Origin of the sequence: Massilia eburnea, from assembly GCF_050709955.1 — a bacterium.
In the GTDB taxonomy this organism is placed as follows: domain Bacteria; phylum Pseudomonadota; class Gammaproteobacteria; order Burkholderiales; family Burkholderiaceae_D; genus Rugamonas; species Rugamonas eburnea_A.
In genome coordinates this window covers 103,390-116,399 of sequence record NZ_JBNZFX010000032.1, presented here as the reverse complement: position 1 = coordinate 116,399, position 13,010 = coordinate 103,390, and the positions used below count along the sequence as shown (strand labels likewise).

The window sequence follows — 13,010 nt, the reverse complement described above, 5'->3', positions numbered from 1 at the left end:
TTGCACCTGAACGCTTAGAACTTGTAGTTCGCGCCCAGCAGGAAGGTGCGGCCATACTTCTGGTATTCCAGTTGCTGGTTACGGTTGCCGTTGTAGGTCTCGTAAGCCGCGTCACGCAGGTTGTTCACCTGCAGTACCACGCCTACGCCCTTGAACATGCCTTCGTTGAAGGTGTAGCCAACCTGGAAGTCCAGGATGTTCTCGCCAACCACGTAGCGCAGCGAACGCTCGCCGGCAAAGTTGCCGATCTCACCCACGAAGTCCGAACGCTTGCGCTGGCTCAGGCGGGTTTCGAAGCCGGCCTTCTCGTAGTACACGGTCAGGTTGCTGGTGTGCTTCGACAGGCCTGGCAGCATGATGGTCTGGCCCAGGTTGGCGCTAGGTTCCTTGATGACGATGGCGCTGTCGTTGTACGAGTAGCTGCCGCTCAAGCCGAAACCATCCAGTACCGGGGTCACCATGTTCAGCGGCAGGGAAGCGGTCAGCTCCAGGCCTTTCATGTTGCCGCCCTTGCCGTTGTAAGGGGCAGTGTAGTTACCGAACGGAGTAATCGCGTTGGTGCCTGGGATCTGCGCCGAGAAGTCACGGGTACGGGTCTCGGTGAAGATGTAGGTATCCAGCTTCTTGTAGTAGAAGGCCAGTGCCGCGTAAGCTTTCTTGCCGAAGTATTTTTCATACGACAGGTCGAATGCCTTGGCGCGCCATGGATCCAGCTGCGCGTTACCACCGCTGCCGCTTGGTTTGAAGTCGTTGGTGCCGACGTTGAAGTCCAGTGCGGAACGCAGCTGGTCAACGCGTGGGCGAGCGATCTGCTTGGCCAGGGCCATGCGCACGGTGTGGTCGTTCGGCAGCTGGAATGCCAGGTTCATGCTCGGCAGCACGTCGGTGTAGGTCTTGCCGTCATGGACTGGCTTGACTTCCTGGCCGGCTGGGGCGGTGCCGTCCCAGTACTTGGCGTCCGAAGACTGGTCGGTACGCTGCACTTGCACGCCGACGTTACCGCGCAGGCTGACGCTACCCAGCTCGTGCTCGATATTGGCCTTGGCGAAGCTCGTGGTGATTTTCTCATTCACGGTCCAGGCTTTGGCGATCAGGTAGTTCTTGTCTTCGGTCGGGGCAAACGTCATGTACTTGGCTACAACGCCTGGCACGTTCCACGAAGGGATGGTGCCAACGCCGGCAAAGCCCAGGTCAACCGGTGCGTACAACAGGTCCGAAGAAATCGTCGAAGCGGCGCCGGCCAGTTTGATGTCGCCTTCTGGCTGGTGCTTTTCCTTGCTGCGGTCCGAGTAGTGAACGCCGACGTCGAAGCTCGAGAACCACTTCTCCAGGGCGCCGGAGGATTGGATATTGGCAGCCAGCTTGAAGCCATTCAGCTTGTCTTCCACGTGCGGGGTCTTGCCGTAGCCGGAACCGTAGATGGTGTTACGTACAAACAGGCTGGCCGGGTTGCTGTAATCGCGGCCCGGGTTCATGGTCGGGAAGCCGCCGGTGCCCAGTGCCAGGGCAACGGAATCAAGGTATGGATTGCCCGCAGCATCGCTGATCTGCAGGTTGTTTTCCAGGCTCACTTCATCGCGCTTGGCGGTGGAGCGGCTCAGGTCAGCCACCAGGGACCAGCCGTCCATCTTCCACTCGTTGTTCCAGCCGATGGCGCGGATATCGTCCTTGCGCTTGTCGTACATGCCGCGCACCAGTGGGTACACGCCGGTTGCGGTACCGGTGGCGAAAGAACCGTTGTTGGTGGTGACGTTCTCGAAGTTCAGGCCAGGCGTGTTGTTGCCGTTGTAGCCACCGACGTGCACTTCGAACTGGTTGGCGGTGTCTTCATGCTTGAAGCGCGACGCGTACACGTCGACCATCGAGGTGAAGTTCTTGCTTGGACGGTATTGCAGCACGCCCATCAGGCCGTCGCGCTTGTTGTAGCCGCTGCGTGCCAGGGACTTGATGCCGTCGGTGACCATGGTGCCGGCAGGTACGCCGGGACGGGACTCATTCTTCCATGGCTCATACAGGCCGGTTTCGCGCGCCAGGACTGGCGAGTCCAGGTGAGCGAAGCCGATCGCCACACCAATGGTGCGGTTTGCGAACTGGTCGATGTAGGTGGCGCTGAAGCGGCCGCCGCGCGAATCGGTGTCAGCGATGCTGCCCAGCGAATTCTTTTCCATGCGGGCGTTCAGGGACACGGTGCGGCCACCGAAAGCCAGCGGACGCACGGTCTGCAGGTCCAGGGTGCCGGACAGGCCCTGGCCAACCATGCCGGCGTCAGGGGTCTTGTAAATGGTGACCGCGCCGATCAGTTCGGACGGGTACTGGTCGAATTCCACGCTGCGGTTGTCGCCCGTCGAGACTTGCTCGCGGCCGTTCAGCAGGGTGGTGGCGAAGTCCGGCGACAGGCCACGCACGGAAATGTTTTGCGCACGGCCGGCAACGCGTTGCGCGGCCAGGCCTGGCAGGCGGGCGATGGATTCAGCGATGGAGGTATCCGGCAGCTTGCCGATGTCTTCCGCGGAGATAGCCTCGACGATGGAAGTGGCGTTTTTCTTGACCGAGATCGCGTCTTCGATGCCGCGGCGGATGCCGGACACGGTCACAGTTTGCATCGGCGCGTCAGCTGCCTGGCCGGTGGTCGTAGTCTGCGCGTACGCAGAGCCCGCGAAGGCGGATACAAATACAGCACACCCAGCCGCAACCGGACTCAGTCGGAAAGCGGTATTGCCTCGCTTGTTGGCGAAGATAGTCATCAAAGTCCCCTCACTCATTAAACATTCTTTCCCGCAACCTACACAGACCGGTTTATTTCGACTACACGGGAATCCTTGGAAAGCGAACGCTCTTACGGACGCTCTGAGGCAAATTCTGTACTAAAACTAGATTTGATGTCAATGAATGACCATCATCATCGCCATGTATTTCTGCCTTTCCCGGCGGCCCTCATTGTGGTTTCGGCTGGCTACGTTGTATTTCGGCTACAAAAATAGACAAATGGAGGTGTAGTAGAACTACATGCGATTTACGTGTATTGTCGGGCCAATAAGACGTTCCTACCGGAGAAATGATGAAGAAGACCGCCTTCGCCGCGCTGCTTGGCATCACCCTGCTGCAAGCCGCTCATGCGGCCGCGCCAACCATCCAGCACATGGAACCGCCGTTCTGGTGGGCAGGCATGCAAAGTCCCAAACTGCAACTGATGGTAAATGCGCCGAATGTGGCGGACCTGGGGCCATCGATTGACTATCCAGGCGTGCGGATCGGGAGCGTGAGCCGGGTGGCCAACCGTAATTATCTGTTCATCGACCTGGTACTGGCGCCGGACGTGGCGCCGGGCCGCTTCGACATCCGTTTCACCGCGCCGGGCAAGCAAGGCTTTGCATACAGCTACCAGTTACTGGCGCGCGACCCAGGTTCGGCGCAGCGCCAGGGTTTCAACACCTCCGATGCGATTTACCAGGTCATGCCGGACCGCTTCGCCAACGGCAATCCAGCCAACGATAATGTGACGGGCATGCCGGACAAGGCCAACCGCGCCGAGGGCAATGGCCGCCACGGCGGCGACCTGGCCGGCATGGCAGCGCACCTGGACTATATAAAGGACATGGGTTTCACGCAGGTCTGGCCAACGCCGCTTGTGGAGAACAACCAGGATATCCACTCCTACCACGGCTACGCGGCGACCGACCATTACAAGATCGACGCCCGCTATGGTAGCAATGAGGATTTCCGCGATTTTGTGGGGCAGGCCCGCAAGCGCGGCATCGGCGTGATCCAGGACGTGGTGTTGAGCCACATCGGCAGCCGCCACTGGTGGATGAAAGACATGCCGATGCAGGACTGGCTCAGCTATGACGGCAAATACACGCCGACCGCGCACCATCGCGTCGCCAACATCGATCCATACGGCAGCAAGGAAGATGCGCGCAACTTCACCCAGGGCTGGTTCGGTCCTCATATGCCGGACATGAACCAGACCAATCCCTATGTGGCGAACTATCTTATCCAGAACAATATCTGGTGGATCGAGTATGCCGGCTTGTCCGGCCTGCGCGTGGATACCTTCGGCTATTCCGATACCGCATTCCTGACCGAGTGGTCGAAGCGCTTGCTGGCGGAATACCCCAAGCTGAATATGGTGGGCGAGGAATGGAGCACGCGGATTCCTATCGTGGCGCGCTGGCAGGCCCTGAACTCGCCAAGCATGATGGACTTCCCTCTCAACGACGTGCTGCGCAAGGCGCTGGGCGATACCGACGGCACTTATCGCCTGTACGACGTTTATGAAACGCTGGCGCAGGATTACCTCTACCCCAATCCATCCAACCTGGTGCTGTTCGAGGGCAACCACGACCTGGCGCGCAGTTTCAGCATGGTGAACAGCGACCCGGCCTTGCTGCGCATGGCATTGGCTTTCACGCTCACCGTGCCGCGCATTCCGCAGTTCTACTACGGGACTGAAATCCTGATGCCGAGCACAGTGAAGGGACGCGATGACCCATCCTACCGCCACGACATGCCCGGCGGCTGGGCAGGCGATAAGGTGAACGCCTTCACCGGCGCGGACCTGAGCGCCGATCAGCGCGAGATGCAGGCCTTCGTGAAGAAGCTGGCCAACTGGCGCAAGACTTCCAGCGCGGTCCAGCACGGGAAGATGATGCAATATGGCCCGGAGCAGGATACCTATGTGTACTTCCGTTATGACGACAAGCAGAAGGTCATGGTCGCGCTCAACAAGAATGCCAAGGACATCACGCTCGACGCGGAGCGCTTCCGCGAGATGCTGGCCGGCGTGCGCAGTGGCACGGACGTCATCACCGGCCGCAGTTTCGCGCTCACAGGCAAGTTCACGCTTCCCGCCCGCTCGGTGCTTGTGATGGAGGTCCAGTAATGACGCGCCGCGCGTTGCTGGTTGCTGCCGTCGCCACCGCCTTCGTTAGCGCAGGCGTGCAGGCAAATACCAGCGTCGAACTGCCGTTCGGGGCCTACAAGGCACGCTTTGCGACGCCGGACGCGCAGGCGACGCTGCGCAACTACACGCAGTCCACAACGATGGCTCTGCGCGACAACGCGCCGCAATCGATCGCCTTCAGCGAGCAAGCCGGCCTGCCCAAAGTACGTAGCGGCAGCCTGGCCTTCGACGCCCTGTTCGCGCTGGCTGTCACGGAGATGAAGCAGGATTCGGTGCAAGCCATTCGTGACGGCAGCTACAACGGCGGCCAGCCGATAGCGTGCGAATGCTTTGAAACCGGCGAGAAATGGCATTACGTATGGACGCGCGACTTGTCCTATGCCGCCAACCTCGGGCTGGCGATGCTCGACCCGCAACGTACACGCAATTCCCTGCTGTTCAAGCTCTCCGGCTACCGCCTTGGCAAGCCAGGGCTGGCGGCGGGCAGCGAAGACGGCCTGCAGATCGTGCAAGACACCGGCAGCGGCGGCAGCTGGCCGGTCAGCACCGACCGCGTAAGCTGGGCCTTCGGCGCGGAACAGGCGCTCAAGTCACTGCCGGCCGAAGAGCGCGCCCAGTTTGCCGCCACTGCCCTGCAAGCGCTGCGCAACACCATCGAGAACGACCGCATCGCGGCCTTTGACGCCGCCAGCGGCCTGTATAACGGAGAGCAATCCTTCCTCGACTGGCGCGAGCAGTCGTATGCGGCGTGGATTCCGAACGACCTGTCCAGCATGGCCACGTCCAAGTCGCTGTCCACCAACGTCGCCCATTACAAGGCGCTGACGCTGGCAGCCGAGCTGTCGCAACAGGCCGGCGACAATGACGGCGCCCAGCGTTACGCACGTTGGGCGTCCGCCCTGAAGATCGCCATCAACGATCGGCTCTGGCTCAAGGACGCGGGCATGTACAGCAGCCTGACCGCCGGCCACTTCGACGGCGCCGCCATGCACAAGTTCGACTGGCTTGGCCAGTCGCTCGCCATCATCACCGGCGTGGCCGACGCCGAGCAGGCGCAATCGATTCTGGCACGCTACCCGCACGGGCCATTGGGCGCACCGGTGGTCTGGCCGCAGCAACCGGGCGTTCCGGTGTATCACAACCGGGCCATTTGGCCTTTCGTTACCGCTTATGGCTTGCGTGCGGCCGCGCAGTACGGCAACGTGGCGGTGGCGGATGCTGCCTATGCCAGCTTGCTGCAAGGCGCGGCGCTCAATCTGTCGAATATGGAGAACATGGAGTGGCAAGGCGGCGATCCTTCCGCACCGGCCATCAATTCGCGCCGGCAGCTTTGGTCGGTGGGGGGCTTCCTGGGGATGGTAATACAGCAGGTGTTTGGCATCGGCGTCGATGCCGAACAGCTGCACGTCAATCCTTTCATCACCTCGCGGCTGCGGCGCGAATGGTTTGCGGGCAGTGATGTGATCGAGTTATCCGGACTGGTCTTGCACGGCAAACGCCTGCATATCAAGATCAAGCTGCCACCGGCGGTCGCGCTCGAAGGCTATTACATGCCGGTCGGCGGCAAGTTGAATGGCAAGGATGCTCGCAGCCCGGTTGCATGGAGCGAGCTGGCGGACGACAACCTGATTGAAGTCGACATGGGGACGCTGGTGCCGGGACGAAAGCAGATTACCTTCGCAGGTCCCGAAACCGCTTCCACTGCACCACCCGAACCGGTCGTTCAGCAAACGCCCTCCGCCAGCGCAGCCGTGCTTCGCATCGCACCAGGCGCAGGAACGCAGGAAGACACCCGTTTCAATGTGTACCGCGACGGACAACTCGTCGCTGCCAACGTCGTCGCCGGCAACTGGCCAGCCACAATGCCATCGTGCTACGCCGTGGAGGCAGTGTACCCGGCCACCGATTTGCGAAGCCATCACTCGCAACCGCTCTGCCCCGCAGCGGCAGGCGACGCGGCAGACAGCGTGACCGCCGCAAGAGATGGCCGCTACAACGTCCAGCTCCGCTACAACAATCACGCCCACCAGATCAACCTGGGCATCACCAACGCCGTGCAGATCCTGCGGCTGCGCGACAAGAATGGCGCGGTCGCGGCGGAAGGCATTATCCAGATGCCGCACAACTCGCCAGCCAACGGCCCAGCGTGGTCGACTCCCCTGCCCGCCACGCTAAAGCAAGGCAGCTACCGGCTCGAACTGCAGCCCTTCTACAATATGAGCAACCTGCAGGCCAACGCGAGCTACGCGGATGCCGGCGGCAGCAGCGGCGCCCGCAACCACGCAGAGGTGCAGGCGGCACGCCTGCTGCCTGCACCCGCGGCAGGCAAGCCGCCGATGCACGGCACCCTGCAACTGGTCGAGAAATTCAAATCGCCCCAACTAGCCAACGAACGCACGCTGCGCATCTACCTGCCGCCAAGCTATGGTGGCGACACCAAACGCCGCTATCCCGTGCTCTATATGCACGACGGCCAGAACCTGTTCGAGGCCAAAACCGCCAGCTACGGCACCGAATGGAATATCGACGAAGTAGCGGACCGGCTGGCACACCAGGGCGATATGGAAGAAGTGATCGTGGTTGGAATCGACAATACGACCGACCGCATCGCCGAATACACACCCTGCTGCGACCCCAAACACGGAGGGGGAAAGCTGAACGCCTACGCCGACTTCGTCGCAAAAACGGTCAAACCCTGGGTGGACAAGCAATACCGCACCAAGCCTGGCCGCCAGCACACAGCGGTGATGGGGTCATCGCTGGGCGGACTGGCTTCGATCGGCATTGCCCAGCGCTACCCAAGAATATTCTCGATGGCCGGCGGCGTTTCCAGTTCCTTCTGGTGGAACAACCAGGAAAAAGTGAAGCATCCGCCAAAGAAAATGCCGGTCAGGTTCTACATCGATGTGGGAACAGTCTATGACGGCCAGGAGGACAGCGAAGCTTTCCACCAGGCTTTGATGAAGAACGGCTACCGCGAAGGCCGCGACCTGCTATTCCTCGTCGACGAAGGTGGACGCCACAACGAACAATCGTGGGCCGGCCGTGTGCACGTTGCGCTGGCCTGGTTCTTCGGCAAACCAGGCAGCGCCGCACACCGGAAAGTGCCTTAAGCCGGCAACACCCGCAAGCTGCGGCTTGCCGACAGTTGCATGCGCGAGCTGCCGCCGCCCGGCTCGCGCACCTTGAACACCGACACCGCTTCCTCGAGGCTTGCAGCCTGCTGCTGCAAAGCCTCAGCCGCCGCGGCAGCCTCCTCCACCAGTGCTGCATTCTGCTGCGTCACAGTATCCATCTGCGTAATGGCATCGCTGATCTGCTCGATGCCATCGCGCTGCTCGCCGGTTGCTATTGCAATTTCGCCGATGATCGAGGTCACACGGCGCACGCTGTTGACCACTTCCTCCATGGTCACGCCGGCTTCGCCAACCAGGCGGCTGCCCTCTTCCACGCGCTCGACCGAGTTGCCGATCAGCTCCTTGATCTCCTTGGCTGCAGCAGCGGAGCGATGCGCCAGGTTGCGCACCTCGCCCGCCACCACGGCAAAGCCGCGACCCTGCTCACCGGCGCGCGCTGCTTCCACCGCCGCATTCAGCGCCAGGATATTGGTCTGGAACGCGATGCCATCGATCACGCCGATGATGTCCACAATCTTGCGGGAGGACTCGTTGATCGCCCCCATGGTTTGAACCACCTCCGATACAGTAGCGCCTCCGCGCACCGCAACATTGGAAGCCTCGTCGGCCCAGCTTGCGTGCCTGGGTTGCATTCTCATTGTTCTGCCGAACGGTGCTGGTCAGCTCCGTCATCGAAGACGCGGTTTCCTCCAGCGAACTGGCTTGCTGCTCGGTGCGGGTCGACAGGTCCATGCTGCCCGGTTGCCACTTCGCTCGAAGCGCTGGCAATGGTCTGGGTGCCGATGCGGACGCGGCTGACGATATCTGACAGGTTGCCGCTCATTTGCTTCAACGCTGCCAGCAGTTCACCCACCTCGTCCTTGGTCTTCACATCCACCTCGACACTCAAGTCGCCCGCCGCCACATTCTTGGCGATATCGATCGCCTGGTCCAGCGGACGCGTGATGCCCTTCACAATCCACCACACGATCGCCGCGCCGACCGCTGTCGTTACAACCAGCACCACCAGCAGCGTGATGGTGGCCGAACGGTTGACCGCTTCCGCTGTCGCTACCGCTTCCGCCGCATTCTTCTTGGACTGCGAATCGATGAACTCCACAATCTCATCGATCTTCTTGGTCGGGGCACGGTCCATGCCGGCAACGGCCTTGTCGAGAATCTTGTAGCTTTCCGGATTCGCAGGATCAAATTGCTTAAGTGCAGCCATATACTTCTTGCCGAGCTCCTCGTGCATCTTGATCGCTTCGTCGTCCAGCGTGGTCTGCAGGTTGAGCTTGTTCAGCATGCCCGACAGTTTCTGCAATTCGGCATTGGTGGCCTGGCCGCTCTTGACGAAGGCTGCGGAGTATTTTTCAAGCTGCGCGGGATCATGGCCGCGCACGAGGATGTTCTTCCACTCCTGCACCTGGATCTTGAATTCGACTTGCGCACCGCGCGCAGTATCGACGGCCTGGGTCAAGTCAACCGAGCGTTGCATGCTCTGGGCGTTGCTGGATTTGATCGAGCCGATGGCGCTCCAGCCCTGGTAGCCAACCGTAAATAGCGCCAGCATGAAGAAAAACACCCAGCAAGGCCAGCCGCACTCCGATCTTTAAATTGCCGAAGTTCATGATTATTTTCCCCTAGGTAAAAAGGCGACATAACGCCTTCAGGACTGCAATCTTCATCATGCGCCCTAAAGTATTAAAAGCCAAGAAACCTGTTTTCGCGACAACCTAGTTGTGGCGCGGGGGAAACTCCATGCGATAAAGGTCGGTTTTTCCCGTCGAGAGCCGCTCGACAAAGTGCATGCCGAGTTTCTTCAGCAGTGCTGAAGAAGCGGTATTGTCGGGCGAGACGATGCCGAGCAGGCGCGGCAGGCCGACAACATCGCGGCCGTACTCCATCGCGGCCGACGCTGCTTCCCACGCATATCCCTGCCCCCAATAGGCAGGCAGGTAGGCATAGCCTATATCGGTATCCGGCAAGGTGTCGCGCTTGATCAAGCCGCACATGCCGATGGTCACACCATCCTCCTTGCGGACAACCATCCACAAGGAATGGCCCAACTGGGCTTGCATGGCGATAGGACCAGCGAGCAAGGCGTCACGCGCACCGTCGAGGTCGCGCACGCCCTTGTCACCAATATTCTCAAGGAAGGAAGGTTCGTTCACCAGGCGCAGGTAAAACGAGGCATCATCAACAGTTGCGGGACGCAGGGTCAGTCGTCTGGTTTCGATCATTGCTCCGGCCAATCGTTAGGGTCGGCCAGGAACTTGTACATCACATACACGTCAACAAAACCGAGCTGCTTGTGCCGATAGGCGCGCGGCAGCGTGCCTATCACTGAAAAGCCGAGCCGCTTCCACAGCAGCACGGCGGAAACATTGGTGCTTACAACGTAATTGAACTGCATGGCGAGAAAACCGTCGCGCCGCGCCTGTTCCAGGCAATGGCGGCCCAGCATCTTGCCGATGCCCACGCCTTGCGCGGCGGGGCTGACCATGAAGGAAGCATTGGCAACATGGGAACCCCGGTCAAGCTGGTTGGGCAGCAAGCGGTACATGCCAAGCAGGCGGCCAGTGTTCAGCACCGCCACCCAGGTCTTGACGCCGCGCCCGAACCAGAAGGCGTGGCAGTCGTCGCGGCTGGTCTCCGCCGCGAAGTAATAGGTATCACCGCTGGCGATCAGCTCCTGGAAAATCGTCCACATGGGGTCGAAGTCGGCCTCGCTGGCCAGGCGGATGACGATGTCTTTCAAAGCTGCTCCCAACTGCAGGAATGATGCTGAATTTTCATGCATTTTTCCGTGCAAGTCCAGCATGGCCGGACAGGCGGAAATCGACCTGCGACGGCCTGCCCGGCAAGGCGAGGCGCGCGGTGGCGCGCGGCGCTTCCGCCACTACCTGCCCACGCCGCAGCACCAGTCGCCGTGCAGCGCGCAGGCGGATGGCTTCCACCGGGTCGCCCGCATCGAGCAGCACCAGGTCGGCGTGGCAGCCGGGCTGCAGGCCATAGCCTTCAAGGCCAAGGATCTTCGCCGGCGTTTCCGTCACCGCATCGAAGCAGGAGCGCATGGCGTCCTGCCCGGTCATCTGCGCCACATGCAGGCCCATATGCGCCACTTCCAGCATGTCGCCTGAGCCCAGGCTATACCACGGGTCCATCACGCAATCGTGGCCGAAGGCGACGTCGATGCCATGGGCCAGCATTTCCGGCACACGCGTCATGCCGCGGCGCTTGGGATAAGTATCGTGCCGGCCTTGCAGCGTGATGTTGATCAGCGGGTTAGCGATGGCGGCGACACCGGCCTCCCGGATCAACGGCATCAACTTGCTGACGTAGTAGTTGTCCATCGAATGCATGGAAGTGAGGTGCGATCCGGCCACGCGGCCTTGCAGGCCAAGGCGCTGCGTGTGATAAGCCAGTGTCTCGATATGGCGCGACAGCGGGTCGTCCGATTCATCGCAGTGCATATCGACGCGCAAGCCCTTCTCCGCCGCGAACTCGCACAGCACACGCACCGACTCGGCGCCATCGCTCATCGTGCGCTCGAAATGCGGAATGCCGCCGACCACATCGACACCCATCCCGATCGCGCGTTTCAGGTTGGCCAGCGCGGTCGGGCTGCGCAGCACGCCATCCTGCGGGAACGCCACCAGCTGCAAATCAAGATAAGGCGCCACGCGGCGCTTCACATCCAGCAGCGCTTCCACCGCCAGCAGGCGATCGTCGCACACATCGACGTGGCTGCGGATGGCAAGCAGGCCACGCGCCACCGCCCAGTCGCAATACTGCAGAGCGCGTTCCACCAGCGCATCCTGCGTCAGCTGCGGCTTCAGTTCGCCCCATAAGGCAATCCCCTCCAGCAGCGTGCCCGACTGGTTGATGCGCGGCAGGCCGTAACTGAGCGTGGCATCCATATGGAAGTGCGCGTCGACGAAAGGCGGCGTGACCAGATCGCCTTGCGCATCGATCTCGCGCGCGCCCTTCGCTTGCAAAGCTGGAGCGACATCGGCGATGCGGCCTTGGTCGATGGCGATATCGATGCCTTGGCGGCCATCGGGCAAGCTGGCATTTCGGATGACAAGATCCATCGCATGGCTCCACAGGTAAGGATGGCCGATTGTAGGCAGGCTGCGCAGGGCACGCAATGCTGCACCGCATAACTTTTGCTTTAATAGTCGGCAAAAATGTCTTTCCATTACCATATTTCCTCGCTAGAATGGGTTTATTGCAGCGCACCATTTCCCATCGATCCAGGAGAAAATATGTTTTCGATTCCCGAGCAATTTTCCGCAGCCACCAAGTCGCAGCTGGAAGCGCAGCTGAAAATCCTCAACAACTTCGCCACTACTGCCTTCGAAGGCGCGCAGAAGGTGATCGCCCTCAACCTGAGCACCACCAAAGCCTCCGTCGAAAAAGGTTCCGCCGCCGCGCGCGAACTGCTGGAGGCGAAAGACCCGCAAGAATTCTTCGCCAGGAGCACCGCGCGCGCGCCGAACCTGGATGGCCTGTTCGCCTACAACCGCGAGCTGTTCAGTATCGCCAGCAAGACCCAGGCAGAACTGTTCCAGGCAGCACAAGAGCAATTGAAGGAAGCCGGCAAGCAAGCGGTGCAAGTACCGAAGCTATCCGCACCGATTGCAACGCCAGTGCCAGTCCCCGCACCAGTTCCAGCCCCGGCAGCGCCGAAAGCCGCCAAAGCCGAAGCCAAGCCAGCACCAAAAGTCGAAGCAAAAGTCGAAGCCAAGCCAGAAGTAGTAGAAAGCAAGCCGGAAGTCAAAGTCGAAGCGAAGGCCGAAGCAAAAGCCGACGCCAAGCCAGCCAAACCAAGCGCCAGCTTCCCCGACCCCAAAGCCCCCCACGCCAACGGCGCCAAAGCTCACAAGTAATTTGAAAGTCGGGGTCAGCTCCGGCAATCGGACATTTTGCTGCGCAAAATGTCCGATTGCCGGAGCTGACCCCGACTTTCATCGCTGAGGGCGTGC

Annotated in this window: 7 protein-coding genes and 1 pseudogene; 3 read left to right on the top strand and 5 right to left on the bottom strand. The window is 60.9% G+C overall.

Translation table 11 applies throughout. The annotated features are described in order from the left end of the window. Nucleotides 1-14: 14 nt before the first annotated feature. Nucleotides 15-2,603 carry a TonB-dependent receptor gene (locus ACQ4MM_RS18960; RefSeq protein WP_431478801.1) on the bottom strand — a complete coding sequence of 863 codons (2,589 nt, stop codon included), beginning with the start codon at nucleotides 2,601-2,603 and terminating at the stop codon, nucleotides 15-17. A gap of 452 nt (nucleotides 2,604-3,055) precedes the next feature. Between ACQ4MM_RS18960 and ACQ4MM_RS18955 the strand changes: the two genes are divergently transcribed. Both ACQ4MM_RS18955 and ACQ4MM_RS18950 read left to right on the top strand, forming a co-directional pair. Beyond that, a complete protein-coding gene (locus ACQ4MM_RS18955) occupies nucleotides 3,056-4,882 on the top strand; it encodes a glycoside hydrolase family 13 protein (protein ID WP_431478800.1) in 1,827 nt (608 codons plus the stop codon). Beyond that, a complete protein-coding gene (locus ACQ4MM_RS18950; protein WP_431478799.1) occupies nucleotides 4,882-8,016 on the top strand; it encodes an alpha/beta hydrolase-fold protein in 3,135 nt (1,044 codons plus the stop codon). The genes ACQ4MM_RS18955 and ACQ4MM_RS18950 overlap by 1 nt, the downstream gene beginning before the upstream one ends. On the opposite strand, the pseudogene ACQ4MM_RS18945 reads toward ACQ4MM_RS18950, so the two are convergent. The 4 genes and pseudogenes from ACQ4MM_RS18945 to ACQ4MM_RS18930 form a co-directional block, all read right to left on the bottom strand. Beyond that, nucleotides 8,013-9,592 (bottom strand): annotated as a pseudogene (locus ACQ4MM_RS18945) (methyl-accepting chemotaxis protein). The gene ACQ4MM_RS18950 and the pseudogene ACQ4MM_RS18945 sit on opposite strands and share 4 nt — an antisense overlap. 163 nt (nucleotides 9,593-9,755) lie before the next feature. After that, nucleotides 9,756-10,262 carry a GNAT family N-acetyltransferase gene (locus ACQ4MM_RS18940; RefSeq protein WP_431478798.1) on the bottom strand — a complete coding sequence of 169 codons (507 nt, stop codon included), beginning with the start codon at nucleotides 10,260-10,262 and terminating at the stop codon, nucleotides 9,756-9,758. Continuing rightward, on the bottom strand, nucleotides 10,259-10,780 hold the full coding sequence (locus ACQ4MM_RS18935; protein ID WP_431478797.1) for an N-acetyltransferase family protein: 522 nt from the start codon (nucleotides 10,778-10,780) through the stop codon (nucleotides 10,259-10,261). The genes ACQ4MM_RS18940 and ACQ4MM_RS18935 overlap by 4 nt, the downstream gene beginning before the upstream one ends. 34 nt (nucleotides 10,781-10,814) lie before the next feature. After that, nucleotides 10,815-12,116, bottom strand: coding sequence for an amidohydrolase family protein (locus tag ACQ4MM_RS18930; protein WP_431478796.1), 1,302 nt, complete (start codon nucleotides 12,114-12,116; stop codon nucleotides 10,815-10,817). 174 nt (nucleotides 12,117-12,290) lie between these two features. Between ACQ4MM_RS18930 and ACQ4MM_RS18925 the strand changes: the two genes are divergently transcribed. Further along, nucleotides 12,291-12,914: a phasin family protein gene (locus tag ACQ4MM_RS18925; protein WP_431478795.1), complete on the top strand. Its 624-nt coding sequence runs from the start codon at nucleotides 12,291-12,293 to the stop codon at nucleotides 12,912-12,914. The last annotated feature ends 96 nt before the right edge of the window (nucleotides 12,915-13,010 follow it).

Excerpts from the sequence above, each read along its gene's own strand:
- ACQ4MM_RS18940 (WP_431478798.1), bottom strand. The coding sequence starts at position 10,262 with ATGATCGAAACCAGACGACTGACCCTGCGTCCCGCAACTGTTGATGAT.
- ACQ4MM_RS18930 (WP_431478796.1), bottom strand. The coding sequence starts at position 12,116 with ATGGATCTTGTCATCCGAAATGCCAGCTTGCCCGATGGCCGCCAAGGC.
- ACQ4MM_RS18960 (WP_431478801.1), bottom strand. The coding sequence starts at position 2,603 with ATGCAAACTGTGACCGTGTCCGGCATCCGCCGCGGCATCGAAGACGCG.
- ACQ4MM_RS18955 (WP_431478800.1), top strand. The coding sequence starts at position 3,056 with ATGATGAAGAAGACCGCCTTCGCCGCGCTGCTTGGCATCACCCTGCTG.
- ACQ4MM_RS18950 (WP_431478799.1), top strand. The coding sequence starts at position 4,882 with ATGACGCGCCGCGCGTTGCTGGTTGCTGCCGTCGCCACCGCCTTCGTT.
- ACQ4MM_RS18925 (WP_431478795.1), top strand. The coding sequence starts at position 12,291 with ATGTTTTCGATTCCCGAGCAATTTTCCGCAGCCACCAAGTCGCAGCTG.